This window comes from Streptomyces sp. NPDC054975, from assembly GCF_053609105.1.
In genome coordinates this window covers 253,983-271,615 of record NZ_JBSGWV010000005.1, presented here as the reverse complement: position 1 = coordinate 271,615, position 17,633 = coordinate 253,983, and the positions used below count along the sequence as shown (strand labels likewise).

The following is a 17,633-nucleotide window of genomic DNA, read 5'->3' as shown; positions in this document are numbered from 1 at the left end:
CCTTCTGAGGTTGCCCGCCCCCACGGCGGCGGAGGAACTCATCCTCCGCCGCCGTTCGTCCGTCCCGGCAGCCGCTCCACCGCCCGCCCGACCCAGGCCCGCTCGCGTGCCTGCCGGGCCGCCCAGCGCCTGCCGTCCGCCGCGCCCGCGCGCAGCCACAGCAGCGGAGCCGCACCGCGGCCCGCCAGCATCAGCCGCTGGTTGCGCACGGGCTCCGGCCGCCAGTGCTGCTTGTACGGTTCGGCGCCCCGCAGCATGCTCAGCGTCGCCCGCCCGCTCGCGCTGGTCTCCCGGGCCCCGTGCCGCAGCAGCATCGCCGCCACGTCGACCTTCCGTTCGCGCAGCACGGGGTCCGCGCCGTACAGATAGCCGCCCGCGAGCCGGGGCGACATCAGGGTCAGGTCCGCCGCGACGACTTCCCCGCCGAGCCGGAACTCCGTCACCCGCGCGTCCCCGTGCTCGACCATCGGCCGCACGGCCCGCGCGAGATGCTGGGCGAAGCGGTCGCTGGTGTGCTCGACGGTCACGCCCCGCCCCCGCCACTGCAGCTGATGCAGCTTCAGGAGCCGTTCGAGGGCGGCCGGCACCTCGTGTTCCGGCACGATCCGCTCGTCGATCCCGAGCGCGTCCAGCTTCCGCAGCTTCGCCCTCACCCGCTGGGCCTTGCCCGACGGAATCCGTTCGAGCAGGGCGTCCATCGGCACGGCGGGCAGCTCCAGACAGAGCGAGTCGGGCAGCCGCCGGCGCGGACCCCGCCAGTGCGCGACGACCTGCTCCGCCGCCGCCCCCGGCCGGACCTCCCGCAGATCGATCACCGCGCCCCGCGCGGCCTCGGCCAGCGCCCGGGCCAGCGCGGGCGCCGCCTCCGGGCAGGCGTCGTCCAGGAGGACGTCCGTGAAGTCGGTGATCGCGCCACCGAGCTGGGTGAGGACCGGCAGCGGACCCCGCGCCCGCGCCAAGGGCGCCGCCGCCACCAGTTCGCCGTCCTCACGCCGTACGAGCACGACCCGCAGCGCGCCCGGAGTGCCGTACGACACCCACCAGGAGTGCAGCCACGCGTGCGACTGGAACGGGGTGGCCGTGGAGCAGCGCGCGTACAGCGACGCCCACCGCTCGGCGAGCCGGCCGAACTCCGCGCCGTCCCGGCAGACCTCGGCTCTCACGCCGCCCCCCGTCACACCGCCTCCGGTTCCGGCTGGTGCTTGCCGACCGCCGGTCCGGGGACGGCGGCCGGGGCCGCGGCCTGCCGGGAGTGCCGGGCCTCCGCGCGTACCGCGCGCCCGGTGCGCCTCGGCCGCACCAGCAGCGCCAGGCCGCCGAGCAGACCGCCCGCGCAGCCGCCGACGAGCGCGGAGAGCGGGGCGGAGGGCGAGACGGGCTCCAGGGGCTTGGTGGCCCGCGAGAACTGCACCACCTTCACGCCCGTGTTCCCCGAGACGTGCGTGCTGTTGAGGACCAGGGCGCGGGCCACTCCGTCCGCCATGGAGACGGCCTTGGCCGGGGTCGCGGACCGCGCGGTGAGCGAGATCATCGGCGCGTCCGGGGAGGTGGCCGCCTGCACGCTCTCGCGCAGGGTCGCGGCGGAGACGCCCGCCCACACCTGCGCGTCGCCGGTCACCGCGATGTCGGTGGCGACCCGCCCGTACGCCTGGGCGAAGCCGAGCGCCGCGGCCGGGTCGGACTTCTCGCCGGGGACCACGATGACGTAACTCGTGGCCGCGTACTCCGGGGTCTTCACGACCCCGTAGCCCGCGCCGAGGGCCGTGCCGACCAGCACGGACGCGGGCAGCACGAGCCATCGGCGGGGGGTGCGCAGCGCGGCGGCGAGCCGGGCGCGGCGGGGACTCAGGGAGCTCATCGGTGACATCGGGTGACTCACTTCGGGAGGGGAGGGGTGCCGTGGACGGCCTGTTCGTAGAGGGACAGCAACTGCTGGGCGCTGTGCGCGATGTCGTAGCGGCGCGCGGCGGCGGGTTGCGGCAGCCGGGCGAGCCGGGCGTCACGGATGCCGCGCAGCGCGGAGACCAGTTCGGTTACGGACTCGCCGACCCGCCGGGCACCCGGGGCCTCGTCCGGCGACAGGTCGTCGATCGCCGGGCAGGCCACGTACAGCGCCGGCAGTCCGGCGGCCAGCGCCTCGACGACCGCGAGGCCGAAGGTCTCGTCGGGGGAGGTGGAGACGAAGACGTCCATCGCCGCGAGCAGCGACGGCAGGTCGGGTCCCGCGGAGTCCGCCGCCGGCGGGTCCTCGCAGGCGCCCGGGAGCAGCACCCGGTCGGCGGCCCCGCACTCACGGGCCACGGCGAGCAGCCGCTCGCGCTCGCCGCCCTCGCCGACGAGCAGCAGCCGCGCCCGCGGCACCGACGCCACCGCCCGTACGAGACGGTCGAAGCGCTTGCCCGGCGCGAGCCGGCCGACCCCGCCGACGACGAACGCGTCCTCCGGCAGGCCGAGCAGCTTGCGCGTCATGCGGCGCGCGTCCTCGTCGAAGCCGAACCGCGTCCGGTCGATGCCGTTGGGGACGACCTCGATCCGCGGGGCCGGCACGCCCCAGGCCGCCAGGCGCCGGGCGACGCTCGGCGAGACGGCGACCGTGGCCGTGCCGAGCCGCTCGGTCGCCAGATAGAGCGCGCGGGTGCCGACGGAGAGCGGACGGCCCTCGATCTGGGTGTCACCGAGGGAGTGTTCGGTCGCGAGGACCCTGCGGACCCCGCCGAGCCGGGCGGCGAGCCTGCCGTACACGCACGCCCGGTACAGGTGGGTGTGGACGAGGTCGTACCCACCCCGGCGCACGATCCCCGCCAGCCGGGGCAGCGCGCCGAGGTCCCGGTTGCCCGCCATGCCCAGGTGCGTGACCGGGACGCCGTCGGACTCGATGCCCCGGGCGACAGGGCCGGGATTGGTGAGCGTGACGACCTCGCTGCGTACCGGCAGGTGACGCAGCATCAGCCGCAGCTGCTGCTCGGCGCCGCCGATCCCGAGGCCCGTGATGATGTGCAGGACCTTCATGACGTCTCCTGGAGCACGACGTGTTCGAGATCGTCCGGGTGGCGTCGGCGCAGCGGGTGCAGCAGGCGTTTGACGGTGAGCCGCCAGGAGGTGTCCTGCTCCCCGACGTGGACCCGGGGCAGCGCGTGCGCACAGGTCAGCGGGCCCGGATCGATGGCGCAGCCGTAGCGGTATCCGGCCTCCCGTACGGCCCGGACCACGCGGTCGTCGACGTCCCCGTACGGGTAGCAGAAGCCGTCCACCGGCGCGCCCGTGATCTCCTCCAGGAGCTCCCGGCTGCGCGTGGTCTCCCGGGCGAGCGTCGCCGCGTCCAGCGTGGGCAGCGAGACGTGCCGCAGGCCGTGCGAACCGATCTCCATGCCGGCCTCGGCGACCCGCAGGATGCCGTCCTCCGACAGCAGCGGCTTGCGCGGCCCGTTGCCGTCCCAGGCGTTCTCCCCGCCGATGCGGCCGGGCAGGACGTACACGGTGGCGGTGAAACCGTGGCGGCGCAGCAGCGGCAGCGCCGACTCGACGAAGTCGGCGTACCCGTCGTCGAAGGTGAGGCCGACGAGCCCCTTGGCACGGCCCTCCGCGCGCGCGGCGAGCAACTCGCGGACGGAGACCCCCCGAAGTCCACGGTCGCCCAGCCAGTGCAGTTGCCGGGCGAAGCGGACGGGGGAGACGGTCACCCGGTACGGATCATCCGTGGGGTCGGCGATCGAGTGGTACATCACCACCCAGGGAGGTGGCTTCGGCAGCAGTCGACGGATCGCGGCGGCGGGGGGCGCCATGGCAGCGGGCATGGGCGAGCCTTCGGGATGCGGTGCGGGTGAGGGGTGGGATGTCCGGCGCGCGGGGGGCGCAGGTGAGGAAGAGCAGGAAGACCGCGGCGCAGACCACGCACGCGACGGTGAGGGAGAGCAGCGTGGGGGTGATCAGGACCGAGCAGAGCCAGCCCGCGGCGGTGGCCCAGGCGGCGGCGGTCGCGAGCCGCAGCAGCCCCTCGCCCAGGTACCGGACGCGGACGGGGATGGCCTGGCGGTGTGCGCCGAGCAGCAGGAGTACGGCGGTCAGGGTGATCCCGAGGGCGTTGGCGCCGGCGATGCCGACCGCGCCCCACAGCCCGGCGCCGACGACTCCGGCGACGGCGGTCACCGCGAGACCGGCGGCCATGGCGGCGGCCGGGTACCAGAGGGGGCGGGCGACGGAGAAGTAGCAGCGGACCAGAGTGCCGACCGTGGTCTGGCCGAGCAGCCCGAGGGCGTAGACCCGCATCACGGCGGCCGTCGCGGCGGTGTCGCCGGAGTCGAAGGCGCCGCGCTGGAAGAGGACTTCGACGATCTGGGGCGCGGCGGCGATGACGATCGAGGCGCCGACGAGAACGACGACGGCGGCGAGCAGCAGGTCGCGCTCGACGCGGCGGCGGGCGCCGTCCGTGTCGCCCGCCGCCATGGCACGGGCGACGACCGGGAAGCTGACCGTGCACAGCATCAGCGAGAGGATCATCGGCATCTGCGCGACCTTCTGCGCGTAGTTCAGATGCGAGATGGCGCCGGAGGGGAGCGGCGAGGCGAGGAAGCGTTCGATCAGGATCTGCGACTGGCGGGAGACCGTGAAGGCGATGACGGGGGCGATCAGGCCGAGGACGAGCAGCCGTCCGTCGGCGACCGGCCCCGCCTGCGGCAGCGGCCGCCGACGCAACTCCCGTACGAGATAAGGAGCCTGGACCGCCACCATCAGCGCCCCGCCGACGGCGACCCCCGCGGCCGCCGCCCGTACGCCGAAGGGTTCGCGGAGCACCACGATCGTGCCGATGATGCCGATGTTGTACGCGACGTAGATGGCGGCCGGGGGCAGGAACGAGCCGTGGGCGCGCAGGGCGGCGGAGCAGTAGCCCGCCAGCGCGAAGGTCAGCACGCAGGTCGCGGTGAGCCGGGTGCAGTCGACGGCGAGAGCGGGGTCGGAGAGGCCGGGCGCGAGCGCGGCGACGAGGAGCGGCGCGGCGAGGATCAGGACCCCGGCGAGCGCGGACATGGCGAGCACGAGCCGGGGCAGCGTGGAGCGTACGAGGGCACGGACGGCGCCGCGCCGACGGGTCAGGGCGCGGCTGAACGCGGGCACGAGGATGAGCGCCATCGCGTCCTCGATGAGCAGCGTCGACGCGAACTCGGGCACGGTCCAGGCGACGAGGAACGCGTCGGTCTCGGCCCCGGCGCCGAAGTAGTGCGCGAGGCTCTGGTCCCGTACGAGTCCGAGGACGGCCCCGGCGGCGGTGAGCACGGCGGTCACGGCGGCGGCCCGCGCGAGGAACCGACCGCCCCCGCCGGCCTTCGGAGCGGGAGCGGACGTCGGTGCGGGGGCGGCGGTCGGGGCGGAGGCCGGGACCCCGCGTGCCGGGCCGTCGCCCCGCCGGCCGCGCGGCCGCCAGTCGTCGGCGTACTCCACGGGCGGCGGCAGCCCGCCGTCCGAGGGCGCGGCGGTACGGGCCCCGGCGGACGGGGACGCGCCGGAGGCCGCCGGGGCCCGTACCGACCCGGAGCCGCCGGGCGGGACGTGCGCCGTCGTGCCCGCCCAACGCCGGACGCCCGGGGCCCACGGGTCCGCCCACACAGGCGCACCGGACTCCCCGGGGGGCTCCGCGGGCGGCACCCGGTCCGTGGACTCGGGCTCCCCGCCCCACGGGTCACGCACGGTCCACCTCCGCCAGCGACCACCAGGCCGCGAGGCCGAGCACGACCGACATCAGGACCGTCGACGGGCCGCCGATGTCCGCGTAGAAGAAGTCGATGAGCTGCCACGACAGCAGGCCGATCGCGACGAGCCCCATCCGCCGCACCGCGCCCACCAGCAGGGCCGCCCAGCTCCCCGCGAGCGCGAGCAGCCCCACGAGCCCCTGCTCGCTCAGCACGAGCAGATACATGTTGTGCGGGGAGAGCAGCGGCTGCTTGAGGAAGTCCGCGCCCGCCCCCGCCGTGTCGCTGCCCGACGACAGCGCGAGCGAGGCGTGCGAGTCGCGGTACGCGGGGAAGCCCTTCAGGCCCACCCCGGTCAGCGGATCGGACCGCCACATCTGCCCGGCCGCCGCCCACATCGTGTACCGGTCCGTCACGGACTGGTCCGGCGCCCCCGCCACCTGCGTGATGCTGGCGACCCGCTCCTTCACCATCGCCGAGCCCACCCCGAACCCGCCCACCAGGACCACCGCGAGCGCGCCCACGACGAGCGCCACCCGCCCCGCCCGCCGCAGCCCCGAAAGGACCAGCTGGATCGCGACCGCGAGCACCGTCGCGATCCACGCGCCCCGGCTGAACGAGAGGACCAGAGGCAGGAAGAGCAGACCTGCGCAGACAAGCGCGGCGGTCCGCGCCCGCCCCCGCCCGCTCCCCAGCGCGATCCCGACGACGACGACCAGGCCGTACGAGACGACCGTCGCCATCCCCATCACGTCCGTCGGCCCGAACGTCCCGACCGCCCGGACGTCCTCGCCCTGGTACGACGCGCCCGTCCCGGTCAGGTACTGCGCCACCCCGACCGCGCCCTGCACCAGCGCCAGGGCGACCAGCGCCCACGCGACCACCGCGAAGTCCCGCCGGTCACGGATCATCAGCAGCACGGCCGCCGGGACCAGGACGAAGATCTGCACGTACCGGGCCACGCCCGGCAGGGACGACGCCGGGTCACCGGAGGTGATCGCCGCCAGGCAGATCCCGAGCACCGGCAACCCGAGCACCACCGCCGCCGCGCGGCTCAGCGGCCGCGCCCCGCTCCGCACCACGCGCACCAGGCAGATCAGCACGAGCAGTCCGGAGGCCGCGTCCGCGACCGTCCCCGTCCCGCCCGTGCCGCCGTCCGCGCCGCCCCCGCCGGGGACGAGCAGCAGCGCGATCACCACCAGGACCGGGGACAGCGCCGCGGCCCGGCGCGCCCAGTCCCGTACCTCCGTCCCGGCCGCCCACGGCACCACCCCCGTCGCCGTCGCCATCATCAGCTCCCCGCCGGCCGGACCAGGCCCGCCGCGGTCCGCAGCAGGATCCGGACGTCCTGCCAGAGCGACCAGTGGTCGATGTAGTGGTTGTCGAAGCGGCAGCGGTCCTCGATGGACGTGTCGCCGCGCAGCCCGTGCACCTGCGCCAGACCGGTCAGCCCGACCGGCATCCGGTGCCGGTCCGCGTAACCCGCGTGGATCTTGCTGAACTGGGCGACGAAGTACGGCCGTTCGGGCCGCGGACCGACCAGGCTCATGTCCCCGCGCAGCACGTTCCACAGCTGCGGCAGCTCATCCAGCGAGGACTTCCGCAGGAAGCCGCCGACCGCGCTCATCCGCCGGTCGTTGGCGACGCTCCACCGGGTCGCCGACTCCGTCTCGTCGGCCGGGCGCAGCGTACGGAACTTCAGCAGCGTGAACAGCCGCCCGTTCTGCCCCACCCGCTCCTGCCGGAAGAGCACCCCGGGCCCGTCGGAGAGCCGGACCGCCAGCGCGCACAGCAGCAGGACCGGCAGGGCCAGGGCCAGCGCGGGAGCGGCCAGGACCACGTCGAGCGCGCGCTTCGCGGTCAGCCCGGGCCGCTCACCCAGCGGGACCAGGCGCCGGCAGGCGTACCCCCACAGATGGTCGCTCATCGCCCCCTCGTGGCCCTCGCCGCCCACCCGCCAGGTGGTGCATCCGTAGTGCTGGAAGAGCGTCACCAAGCTGGTGTCGTCGCTCAGGAAGACGGCGTCGCGCACCGTGTTCTGGATGACCGCCCGGTGGATCTCCTCGGCCGAGGAGAGAACCGGAAGCCCGGGCTCCCCGTCCGGCCGCGCACCGACGATCCCGACCGGCCGGATGCCGTACTCCGGGTGCTGCGCGAGCGCCGCCGCGAACCTGCGGGCCGCGGCCGGCGCGCCGACGACCAGCGCGGAGCGCGGATGCGCCCGGGCCGTACGCCGCCGCCGGGCGTGCACCACGGCACGCGCCAGGCAGACGGCGACGAGCTGCGTCGCGTACGCCGTGCCGAGCGCGCCCGGGCCGATCGCAAGAGCTGGGGCGAACGCGGCGACGGCCGCGGCCGAGACGCACCAGGCGACCCCGGCCCGCGCGGCGAGCGCGGGCAGTTCGTCCAGTACGGCGGCGCGGGCCCCGGCCGGCCGGTGCAGCCCCGCCTGCGCGTCCAGGACCAGCACGCACAGGGCGACCAGCAGGAACAGCCGTAGCCCGCGCTGCGGTTCGGGCATCAGCCCGACGGCGAGCAGCACGGCCAGGCCGTCGGCCGCCATCAGCGGTACGGCGGCGAACCGCAGCGGCGCGGAGCGGCGCGGCGGCAGCGCGAGCCGGTCCGAACCGCCGCGCTGCGGCGCCAGGGAGGCGAGTCCGGGGAGCTTGCCCCGGCCCGCCGAGGGCCAGGGGCCCGGTGCAGAAGGAACGCTGGTGCTTTCCGTAGTCACGGCGAAATCGGCTCTCTGTGCTCGGTGCACCGCACTCCGGCCAGCTCGCGGTACACGTCCGCGACGGCCGCGCCGGTGCGCCGCACATCGAATCTGCTGAGTACGTGTTCGTGGGCCTCGCGGCCCAGGGTCCGCCGCTGCTCCGGCCGGCCGAGCAGGCGGCCGACGGCAGTGGCGAGGGCGGCCGGGTCCTCGGGCGGGACCAGGCACAGGGGTTCGTGGCCGGGCGGGAGGCTCTCTCTGGCCCCGTCCACATCGCTGACCACGACGGGCCGTCCGCTCGCCATGGCCTCCAGGGGCGCGAGCGCCATGCCCTCCCAACGGGACGGCAGGACGACGAGATCGGCCGCCCGGTACCAGGGCGCGGTGTCGTCGACGTTGCCCGTGAACCGCACGGACGGCGGAGCGGCGGCCCGAAGCCGCTCCCCGTCGGGCCCGTCGCCGACCAGCACGAGCCGGGCGGTGGGCACCTGTTCCAGGACGGCGGGCCAGGCGGAGAGCAGGACGTCCTGCCCCTTCTGCCGGCAGAGCCGCCCGACACAGACGACGGTCGGCCCGGGCGCGTCGACGGTGTCGTCGTCCGAGGCGGCCGGCGCGAACCGCGCCACGTCCACCCCGTTGTGGATGACCGACCACGGCGCCCGGACGCCCGCCGTCTCGCCCGTACGGCGTTCCGCCTCGCTGACGCACACGATCCGGTGCGTCCAGCGCGCCGCCCACACCTCCCAGCGGCGGGCGAGGGCGCCGACCGTGCCGTCGACCGCCTCGAACGACCAGGCGTGCGGCTGGTACACCGTCGGCAGCCCTCCGCGCAGGGCGAGTCGGGCGCACAGCCCGGCCTTGGCGCTGTGCGCGTGGACCAGGGCGGGGGCGACCGTACGGATCACCCGGGCCAGGTCACGGGTCTCCCGGACCAGACCGGGGCCGGGGTCGCGCCCGGCCCGCCAGTCGAAGAGCCCGGCGCCCTCGGCCCGTACGGCCTCGGCGAGCGGGGTGTCGGGCGGGCAGGCGACGGCGACCCGAAGCCCCGCGCCGAGCTGCGCGCGGACGAGGTCGACGACGACGCGCGCGACCCCGCCGTCGCCGGGCTGGACCGCGTGCAGAACGGAGAAGGACAGCACGTCAGCGCCGGACGTCCGCCTGGAGGAAGAGCGCTCCGAGCCAGACGGTGTCCTGGCGGGAGCCGAGGCGGACGTGGAATCGGTCGGCTCCATGGCGCAGCGCACCCCCCAGATCGAAGACGTCGGAGTCGTACCCCAGGGTGTTCTGATGAGCCGGAAGTCGTTCGATCCGACCGGCGCCGAAATCGGTGATGCTGGAGTTCATCACGTCGTTCGCGGAATTGGCGGAATCCGAGAGCAGGACACTCTTCGACCGGCTCGTCTCCACCGCGAGGTAATCCCCGGAAGTGCCCTTGTCGCCGTCATAGGCGACCACTCCGAGTTGTCCCGAAGCGCCCTTCGGAACAGCCGTTTCCGCAAGCCCCACCCGGAGTGCACCGGTACGCGGACCGACCGTTTCGAAACCGTCCCAGAGGGCCAGTCGGCGCAGCGGTTCCGCCGCGTTCTCGTACGCGACGACCAAGGTCCAGCCACCCCACCCGCCGACCTTGGAGCGGCCCATGGCGACATTCACCTGGGCCACCGTCCACAGCCCGTCGCGGGCCGAGCGGACGAGTTCGGTGACGTCCGCCGAGGCCTGGAAGGCGTCGGCGCCGTCCGCCGTGCGGTGACCGATCGTGGAGTCGGCCAGGACCGCCTTGTACCGGCCCCCGGGCTCGGCGATCAGCACCCGGCCGTTGTCCTTGTGCGGCTTCTGCTCGCCGACCAGCAGGTTCCCGCCCCAGTAGAGCCGGGCGTAGCTGACCCGGGAGCCCTCGGGGACCCGCAGCTCGGCGCTGCTGGAGTTGTAGGTGTTGGGGTCGTCGTCGACGTCGACGTACCCGATGGCGAAGCCGTCGTTGCGCGTTCCCGCGCTCGTGGCGTCCTTGGCGACGGTGGCCGAGGTGTTGGCTGCGCGGACGATCCCGCCGTGCTGGACCGCCTGGTACCGCTGGGCGAAGGGAACGCGGGGGGCTTCCTTGGGCTGGGGCGCGGCGGCGGCCGGCAGCGCGGCGGACAGGGCCGCACACGACAGGGCGCACAACACACCGCGGCGCACAGCACGAACCGCTGAATTCCGCATACAGGTTCTCCGCTTTGATGAGAGAAGCAAGGGAACACCCGTGAAGACCGGGGGAGAGGGAGATGTCGACCGTGCGAAAAGGGCGTCCGCGCGGCTGGACCGGAAGCAACGTTCGGGAACGTTATAACCCCGACGCCGGGCGATAGTAAGCATTAGATGCTCACAAACGCTAACTCCCGTACCTGTTCGGCAGTTTCCTCGTTGTGCGTGTTGCGCCAATCCTCGGCCACACGCTCGAATGGCCCTCTTATGGCCCAAAGATCGGTTGAACGTCACCCGTTCGGGAGAGCAACCGATGAATTGCCGCTGCGTTGTTGAAGGAGCCGGGCGAAACCGTCCGTGCCGTCTCAGAGGTCTGTCAACAATCGAGGAGCGCTTCTCCATGTCCCGTATCGCGAAGGCTGTAGTCCTGTCCGTGGGTGTCGCGGCGTCCGTCGCGGGTGCCGCCGGTGTCGCCGCTGCCGACTCCGGCGCCGCGGGCGCGGCCCTGCACTCCCCGGGCGTCCTGTCCGGCAACCTGGTCCAGGTCCCCATCCACGTGCCGATCAACCTGTGCGGCAACACCGTCAACGTCATCGGCGCCCTGAACCCGGCCTTCGGCAACACCTGCGTCAACGCCTGATCTCGCACGCCGGATCGTGGTCCTTCCGAGGCCGGCGCGCCGCCCCGTTCACGGGTGGCGCGCCGGCCTTTGCTCATTCGGACGCACCCTTGTGCGCCGTCGGGTGCAACGGCGTACGCCCCTCGGAGGACCAGGTCAGGGCAGCGGATTCACCCGAACGGAGGGGGTGGCGCTGCGTAGTCTTCTCGTTGCGGAGCGCTATGCGTGCAGGACACGGTGGGGGAGTTGTTGTCCGACGCATACGGAAAAGGAACAGACATGCGTCCCCTGGCCCTGAGCCGCATCACCGCCCTGGCGATAGCCGCCGCCATCACCGTCGGTACGGCGGGACCCGCCCTCGCCGACGAACACGACCCGTCCCGCATCTCCGTCCCGGCCGCGCAGGCACCCCTGCCGAACGCGGCGGCGCTGCTCGCCCAGACCGAGGCGCTGGGCGACATGACCGAGGTGACCGCTCCGGTCACCGAGCTTCTCGAGGCCGTCCTCAAGGCCGACGGCGGTCAGATCCCCGCCGCCGACGCCGCGGCGCTCAAGGCCAAGATCGCGGAGGCCATCGACTCCGCCAAGACCGCCGCCGCGGCGCCCGAGACTTCGGCCGCCCAGCCCCCCGCGGCCGAGTCGCCTGCGGAGGCCCCGGCCGCTCAGGCCCCGGCCGTCCAGGCCCCCGCCGCTCAGACTCCGGCCGCTCAGGCTCCCGCCGCTCAGGCCCCGGCCGCACAGGCTCCGGTCCTCCCGGTCGCCGCCGGCGGCGCGAAGGCCGCGCAGGCCGCACCGGCCGATCTCCTCTCCGACGCCCTCGCCACCATCGAGAAGGCGGTCGCCGACCTGCTCGCGGCGGTCACGGGCGGCGACGCCACCGGTGTCGTCCCGCAGGTCACCGCGACCCTGACCTCGCTGGTCAACCTGCTCGTCACCACGCTCCTCGGCAGCGGACTGCCCGCACCGGACCTCGCGGGCCTGCCGAAGCTCCCGACGCTCCCGGTCCAGGCGCCCGAGACCCCGGCGGCGCCCCCCGTCGCGGCCCCCGAGCTGCCGGTGAAGCCGGCGCTGCCCCCTCGGTAGTCACGGTCGCACCACCCGCGCCGTGCCGCCCGGCATCCCACCGGGCGGCACGGCGTTCGGCCGTCCGGTCCGCAAATAGGACCGCGGCCAGTCATTCGGGTGCAGTGGGCAGAAATCCCTTCTCCCGGAGTTTCCGGGGCGCGCACCTCTCGTTACAGAAGACAGAACGACGTACAGGAATCGCCAAGAGGCCTGTACGGCAAGCGACTTGCTTGCACTGTGACGCGAATGAGGAAGGACTCGATTCATGAAGCCCACCAAGGTTGCCGCGGTCGTCGCCGGTTCTGTGATGGCCCTGGGTGCCGCCGCGCCCGCCATGGCCGCCGAGGCGCTGACGCCCACCAGCCTGAACGGTGGCCTCTCGGCGCTCACCAGCGAGGGCCTGAAGACGGACGCGCTGAGCAGCACCACGGACGGCTCCGTGGTCAAGACCGTGGGGGACACCGCCGACAAGCTGAACAAGACCACCCAGAGCGCCCCGCTGCTCGGCGGCCTCCCCGTCGGTGGCTGACGCACCCTCAGCGCCACCACCGCCCCGCGCACTTCCCTAGCGCGGCGGACCGCTCACGCGGTCCCGACCCTCCTGGATGGACCCCTCGCTCCGCCTGGCGCCGGCGGACCTTCTCACCGGGCGTATGCCGCTACCCACAGTGATCGGCTGATCGAATGATTTTCGGATCGGCTGCCGTGTGGTCCCGGCCCCCGAAGTGTGCCGCTCCCTAGGCTCTCGCCGACCCCCCACGGAAGGTCGGCCCTTGGAGAGACCGATGGCGGCGGCGCTCGCTCTCGCGTCGCGGTCCGCGGCGCAGCTGCCCGGTGTCCCTGAGCCTGACGTTCCGTAGCCAGTCCGTCGACGACCGACGTACTGAGCGCGCGGACAGGCCGGTCGGAGCGAGGGGGGATCCCTTCCGGTCTCTCCTTTTCTCCAGAGGAAGAGCGGTATGCGATCCATCATCAGCCGGAAGCTGTTCACCGCCGCGGCGACGACGGGCATCCTGTCGCTGACCGGAGGCGTCGCCATGGCGGCGAACTCCGCGAGCGGTACGGGCGATACGCCGAAGCCCGGCACGGGCCAGCATCTTCAGATCCCCCTCCCCGAGAGCCTCTGCGGCGACCCGGCGCGGATCTCCGCGATCGCCGCGGCGGTCGCCGACGTCTGCGCGACCACGGACGACGACGAGCCCGGCGGCTACGGCGACGGCGACGGCCCCGACGAGGAACCCCCCAAGCCCCCGGAGCACCCCAACTACCCGGACCAGCCCGGGAACCCGGACCAGCCGGGGAAGCCGGACCACCCGGAGAACCCTGGCAACCCGGATCAGCCGGGGAAGCCCGATCACCCCGAGAATCCTGGGAAGCCGGATCAGCCGGGGAAGCCTGACCACCCGGACCAGCCTGGCAACCCGGATCAGCCGGGAAAGCCGGACCACCCCGAGAATCCTGGGAAGCCGGATCAGCCGGGGAAGCCGGACCACCCGGAGAACCCCGGCAACCCGGACCAGCCGGGGAAGCCCGATCACCCCGAGAACCCTGGGAAGCCGGATCAGCCGGGGAAGCCGGACCACCCGGATCAGCCTGGGAACCCGGATCAGCCGGGGAAGCCGGACCACCCGGAGAACCCCGGCAACCCGGACCAGCCCGGGAAGCCGGATCACCCGGAGAACCCTGGGAACCCGGATCACCCGGGGAAGCCGGATCACCCGGAGAACCCTGGGAACCCGGATCACCCGGGGAAGCCGGATCAGCCGGGGAAGCCGGATCACCCGGAGAACCCCGGCAACCCGGACCAGCCCGGGAAGCCGGGCAACCCCGGGGAGCCCACGACTCCCACCACCCCGCCGACGTCTCCGGACGAGCCGGGTAAGCCGGGCGAGCCCACGACGCCGACGACTCCTCCCACGACTCCGGGCGAGCCCACCACTCCGACCACTCCTCCCACGTCCCCGGACGGGCCCGACAAGCCGCAGCTGCCCGACACGGGCAGCGACGCCTCGACGGCGGGTGCCGCGGCCGTCAGTGCCGCGCTGCTCGTCGGCGGAACCGTTCTCCGCCTCCGCGCCGGGCGCGTCGTCCGGGCCGGGCGGGCCCAGCGGGGCGAGCGCCAGGGCTGACGCGCAGTACTGACGCGGCGTCAACGAAGGCCCCCACCGTCACCGGTGGGGGTCTTCTACGTTGCTGCACACAGGCGAATTTCGCGACGTTCCCTCCGTCAGGCTCGTTCTCAGGACGCAGTACCTCAGTACCGTCGACACCCGCTCTGAAGGGCCTCCGCAGTCATGAATCTGCGCTCTCACGCCGGCATGGGAATCCTCATGACCGCTCTCGCCTCCGCGGCCGTGACCTCCCCCGCCGTCGCCGCCAACGCGCCGGTCGTCGTGCCGCTCCAGGGACTGGAGCCGGTGATCCCGATGGACGCCCCCACGGTGGCCACCGGCGTCCCCCTGCCCGTCCCGGGAGGCCCGACCGGCTTCCAGCAGGGGCAGTCCGGGCTGCCGGACGTCGGCCTGCCGCGCGTGCCGTTCACCAGCACGCTCCCGGAGACCGTCCTCGCCGCCGACCTCCCCGAGGTCATCGAGGGCAGCCAGCCCGGTCAGGCCCTGTTCACCACCCCGCGTTCGGAGATGGCGGCCTCCACCCCCGGTGCCACGGTCGGCAACCCGGTCGTCACGCCGCGCGGTGACCGGCTCGGGCTGCCGGACCTCGCCGTGCCGGAGGTCGGCGTCGTCGCTCCGGCGCTGCGCGGGGCGCTGGGCTCGCAGTTGGGTCTGGCGCAGCCGACGGCCTGACCCGCGTTCGTTTGTACGACCAATGACCAGGCGGGTGAAGACACGATTCTTCCCCGCCACCCGAGGGGTCGTTGCTCGTTACAACTGAAGGCTGGTCGCATGGCCGTGGCCCGCAGTTCCCGGGCTCGCTCCGTCGTATCCGACGGCGGGCGGCCCAGCGGTTCTGCGGGCCTTTCGCTCGCCCATTCGTCCCATCCGGCCTAAAGGCCGTGACCCGCACGCCATTGCGGCGTTGAACGGGAATGTCGGCCGTGATTCTCGCGGTCGCCTTTCCACGTCCAAGGAGTTCTTGATGTCTCGCATCGCGAAGGCTGCCGCTGTTCTCGCCGGCACGGGTGCCGTTGCCCTCAGCGGAGCCGGCATGGCCGTCGCCGACTCGGGCGCCCAGGGCGTCGCCGCCCACTCGCCCGGTGTCGCCTCGGGCAACGCCATCCAGGTCCCGATCCACATCCCGATCAACCTGTGCGGCAACACCGTCTCGGTCATCGGCCTGATCAACCCGGCGTTCGGCAACACCTGCGCGAACGTCGACGGTCACGGTGGCGACCACCGTGACGGCGGCTACGGCGGCTGACACTCCCGCAAGGTCCTGACGTCCCCCCGGCCCGTCGGCCGGGGGGACGTCCGCGTCATGCGTACCGGTAGATCGCGCTGTGGTCGAGCATCGAGGCGGGGGTGACCCCCCATGGCCCCATCTTCTCGTCGCGGGCCGCGATCCGGCGGTACTGCGACTCGCCCAGTTGCGGCGGCTCCGTCGGGAGGTAGCCGGCCCGCGGGTTGCGCTCCTGCCAGCGCGACCAGAGCAGGTCGATGAAGGAGTGGTGGAGCCAGAAGACCGGATCGTTGACGGAGGCGCCGCCGAGCATCAGGCCGCCGACCCAGCGGTGCACCCGGTTGTGGATCCGGAAGCGGTCGTTGCCCCGGCCGGGGGCCCAGCCCTCCAGCGCGTTGCGGAACCCCGACCGGCTGGTGGAGTTCCAGGGCTCCACGTCGTACACGGTCTCCCGCATCACCGTGTCCAGCTGCGCCTTCGTCGGCAGCGTGATCGGATCGTGTGGGCGGCCGAAGTCCCTGGTCAGGAACTTGCCCTCGGTCATCGCGTGCTTCACCGTCCAGCGCCCGCCCGCGTACGCGAAGGGGCCGGTCATCACCTGGAGGTCGGCGCGGCGGCCGTTGCCGCCCATGAAGTCCTCGCTCCACAGGGAGGCGGCCGGGGTGTTGTCCCGGGTCCAGTCCCAGTACGGGACGGTGACGGTCGGGTCGATCCCGCGCAGCGCGCGCTCGAACTCCAGCAGGAACTTGCGGTGCCAGGGCAGGAAGCTGGGCGTCATGTGGGCGACGCGGAGGCGGTCGTCCCCGTCGGCGACGTAGTAGTCGATGTGCGTCCGGACGAAGTCGTCGTACGTGCCCCGGCGCTTGAGTTCCAGGACGGCGGAGACGAACTTCCTCCGCTCGGCGCTCGTCAGGTCACGCTGGTTCTTACGTGTGTAGGCCACGCGGGCTCCCTCCCTGATGGACGCCGTGGGCGGCGGCGTAGCGGGTCAGCGGGGCGGACCCCAGTTCGTCCACGGCCGCCCGGGTGGCGGCCAGCGGTGTCGCATGGGACTCGTAGTGGTCGAGGGGGGTGAGAAAGCCCCCGTCGGCCCGGCGCATCACATGGAGCGGCCGACCGTCGACGAGGACGAGGGGCTCGCCCGACGGGCCCGCGAGGCCCCGGATGTGCCGCCCCCGGTACATCTCGTCGAAGACGTCCTTCGAGGACGCGTCCGAGGTGGCGCGGGCGGACCGCTCACGCGGGGTGCCGGCGATGCGGGCCAGGGCGCCGCCGGTGAAGGCGGCGACGGCCACGGTGAAGAGGGAACGCAGTGCGACGCGGCGCGGGACGATCATGAATGGTCTCCAAGCGGTCGGAGAATGCCCTCAGGGCACAACGATGGAATCCCGACTTCGTTGCGAGCGAAATGCCAGCGGGTGGAATGTCGGCCGATCGAGTGAATTCGGCGCGGGTCGGCGGTCGTTCGTCCCCTAGCATCCCGAGGCATGACCACTCCAAATGTCGTTTCCGCGGCGCGCAGCGACAATCCGCTGGGAACGCTGACCGTCGTTCCGTGGACCATCGGCCCCACCGCCGACACCCCCGTCACCCCCTTTCTGATGGTGTATTCGCTCGGGGACGGCCGTGACGGCCCCGAGGCCGGCGAGGAAGCGATGCGGGCCGCCCTCGAAGGCATGGGCCTGCCGATCGGCGACCGGGTCGTCGACGCCTCGCAGGAGCGCGGCACCGGCGCCCATCTGCTCGTCGAGGCACAGCGGGCGGTGCTCACGCTGCCCTTCATGAAGGCCCAGTGCCCGGTGCCCGCCGAGTGGGAGGCGGCCGTCAAGGAGAACGGGCACGCCTACCTGATCGTCTCGGTGCGCCCCTGGCCGGACGCCGTGCCCGGTGAGGCGGTCACCGAGGAGAAGCTGAAGTCCTTCGTCACCGACGACCAGGTCGTGGCGGCCGCCGCGCACGTCCTGCTGCCGGTGCGCAGCCTGCTGGGCTGAGCGGAGAGCCAAGGAGAGGA

General features: G+C 73.5%; 18 protein-coding genes. 7 read left to right on the top strand and 11 right to left on the bottom strand.

Annotated elements, in window-relative coordinates:
* Positions 1-38: 38 nt before the first annotated feature.
* Genes ACWF79_RS09230 through ACWF79_RS09190 form a run of 9 tightly spaced genes read right to left on the bottom strand, consistent with a single transcriptional unit; the run spans position 39 to position 10,599 of the window.
* Entirely contained in the window at positions 39-1,163 is a 1,125-nt protein-coding gene (locus ACWF79_RS09230) for a GNAT family N-acetyltransferase (protein WP_453727423.1), read from the bottom strand.
* An 11-nt stretch (positions 1,164-1,174) separates the two neighbouring features.
* Complete coding sequence (locus ACWF79_RS09225) at positions 1,175-1,858, bottom strand: lipopolysaccharide biosynthesis protein (RefSeq protein WP_453727422.1); 684 nt, start codon at positions 1,856-1,858, stop codon at positions 1,175-1,177.
* A gap of 17 nt (positions 1,859-1,875) precedes the next feature.
* Complete coding sequence (locus ACWF79_RS09220; RefSeq protein WP_453727421.1) at positions 1,876-3,009, bottom strand: glycosyltransferase; 1,134 nt, start codon at positions 3,007-3,009, stop codon at positions 1,876-1,878.
* The gene (locus ACWF79_RS09215) at positions 3,006-3,782 is read right to left on the bottom strand and encodes a polysaccharide deacetylase family protein (protein ID WP_453727420.1); all 777 of its coding nucleotides are present in this window, start codon (positions 3,780-3,782) and stop codon (positions 3,006-3,008) included. Before ACWF79_RS09215 ends, ACWF79_RS09220 begins: the two co-directional genes overlap by 4 nt.
* On the bottom strand, positions 3,691-5,682 hold the full coding sequence (locus ACWF79_RS09210) for a lipid II flippase MurJ (protein WP_453727419.1): 1,992 nt from the start codon (positions 5,680-5,682) through the stop codon (positions 3,691-3,693). Before ACWF79_RS09210 ends, ACWF79_RS09215 begins: the two co-directional genes overlap by 92 nt.
* The gene (locus ACWF79_RS09205) at positions 5,675-6,973 is read right to left on the bottom strand and encodes an O-antigen ligase family protein (RefSeq protein WP_453727418.1); all 1,299 of its coding nucleotides are present in this window, start codon (positions 6,971-6,973) and stop codon (positions 5,675-5,677) included. Before ACWF79_RS09205 ends, ACWF79_RS09210 begins: the two co-directional genes overlap by 8 nt.
* Before the next feature lie 2 nt (positions 6,974-6,975).
* A complete protein-coding gene (locus tag ACWF79_RS09200; protein WP_453727417.1) occupies positions 6,976-8,415 on the bottom strand; it encodes a sugar transferase in 1,440 nt (479 codons plus the stop codon).
* Positions 8,412-9,536, bottom strand: a complete 1,125-nt coding sequence (locus tag ACWF79_RS09195; RefSeq protein ID WP_453727416.1) for a glycosyltransferase — start codon at positions 9,534-9,536, stop codon at positions 8,412-8,414. Before ACWF79_RS09195 ends, ACWF79_RS09200 begins: the two co-directional genes overlap by 4 nt.
* Position 9,537: 1 nt before the next feature.
* Positions 9,538-10,599, bottom strand: coding sequence for a DUF3344 domain-containing protein (locus ACWF79_RS09190; RefSeq protein ID WP_453727415.1), 1,062 nt, complete (start codon positions 10,597-10,599; stop codon positions 9,538-9,540).
* 382 nt (positions 10,600-10,981) lie between these two features.
* Between ACWF79_RS09190 and ACWF79_RS09185 the strand changes: the two genes are divergently transcribed.
* The 6 genes from ACWF79_RS09185 (at position 10,982) to ACWF79_RS09160 (ending at position 15,643) form a co-directional block, all read left to right on the top strand.
* Entirely contained in the window at positions 10,982-11,221 is a 240-nt protein-coding gene (locus ACWF79_RS09185) for a chaplin (RefSeq protein WP_453727414.1), read from the top strand.
* A 258-nt stretch (positions 11,222-11,479) separates the two neighbouring features.
* Complete coding sequence (locus ACWF79_RS09180) at positions 11,480-12,283, top strand: hypothetical protein (RefSeq protein WP_453727413.1); 804 nt, start codon at positions 11,480-11,482, stop codon at positions 12,281-12,283.
* A gap of 247 nt (positions 12,284-12,530) precedes the next feature.
* Positions 12,531-12,794, top strand: coding sequence for a hypothetical protein (locus ACWF79_RS09175; protein ID WP_453727412.1), 264 nt, complete (start codon positions 12,531-12,533; stop codon positions 12,792-12,794).
* Positions 12,795-13,224: 430 nt separating this feature from the next.
* A complete protein-coding gene (locus ACWF79_RS09170; protein ID WP_453727411.1) occupies positions 13,225-14,394 on the top strand; it encodes a hypothetical protein in 1,170 nt (389 codons plus the stop codon).
* Positions 14,395-14,595: 201 nt separating this feature from the next.
* Entirely contained in the window at positions 14,596-15,069 is a 474-nt protein-coding gene (locus ACWF79_RS09165; protein ID WP_453727410.1) for a hypothetical protein, read from the top strand.
* A gap of 292 nt (positions 15,070-15,361) precedes the next feature.
* Positions 15,362-15,643, top strand: coding sequence for a chaplin (locus tag ACWF79_RS09160; RefSeq protein ID WP_453727409.1), 282 nt, complete (start codon positions 15,362-15,364; stop codon positions 15,641-15,643).
* 55 nt (positions 15,644-15,698) lie between these two features.
* Here ACWF79_RS09160 and ACWF79_RS09155 read toward each other — a convergent pair whose 3' ends face one another.
* Together ACWF79_RS09155 and ACWF79_RS09150 are read right to left on the bottom strand one after the other, a co-directional pair.
* Positions 15,699-16,565 (bottom strand): tyrosinase family protein, encoded by an 867-nt coding sequence (locus ACWF79_RS09155; protein ID WP_453727408.1) that lies wholly within the window; start codon positions 16,563-16,565, stop codon positions 15,699-15,701.
* Positions 16,549-16,959: a tyrosinase family oxidase copper chaperone gene (locus ACWF79_RS09150; RefSeq protein WP_453727407.1), complete on the bottom strand. Its 411-nt coding sequence runs from the start codon at positions 16,957-16,959 to the stop codon at positions 16,549-16,551. Before ACWF79_RS09150 ends, ACWF79_RS09155 begins: the two co-directional genes overlap by 17 nt.
* A gap of 150 nt (positions 16,960-17,109) precedes the next feature.
* Here ACWF79_RS09150 and ACWF79_RS09145 point away from each other — a divergent pair, with 150 nt between their 5' ends.
* Positions 17,110-17,613, top strand: coding sequence for a DUF5949 family protein (locus ACWF79_RS09145; protein WP_453727406.1), 504 nt, complete (start codon positions 17,110-17,112; stop codon positions 17,611-17,613).
* The last annotated feature ends 20 nt before the right edge of the window (positions 17,614-17,633 follow it).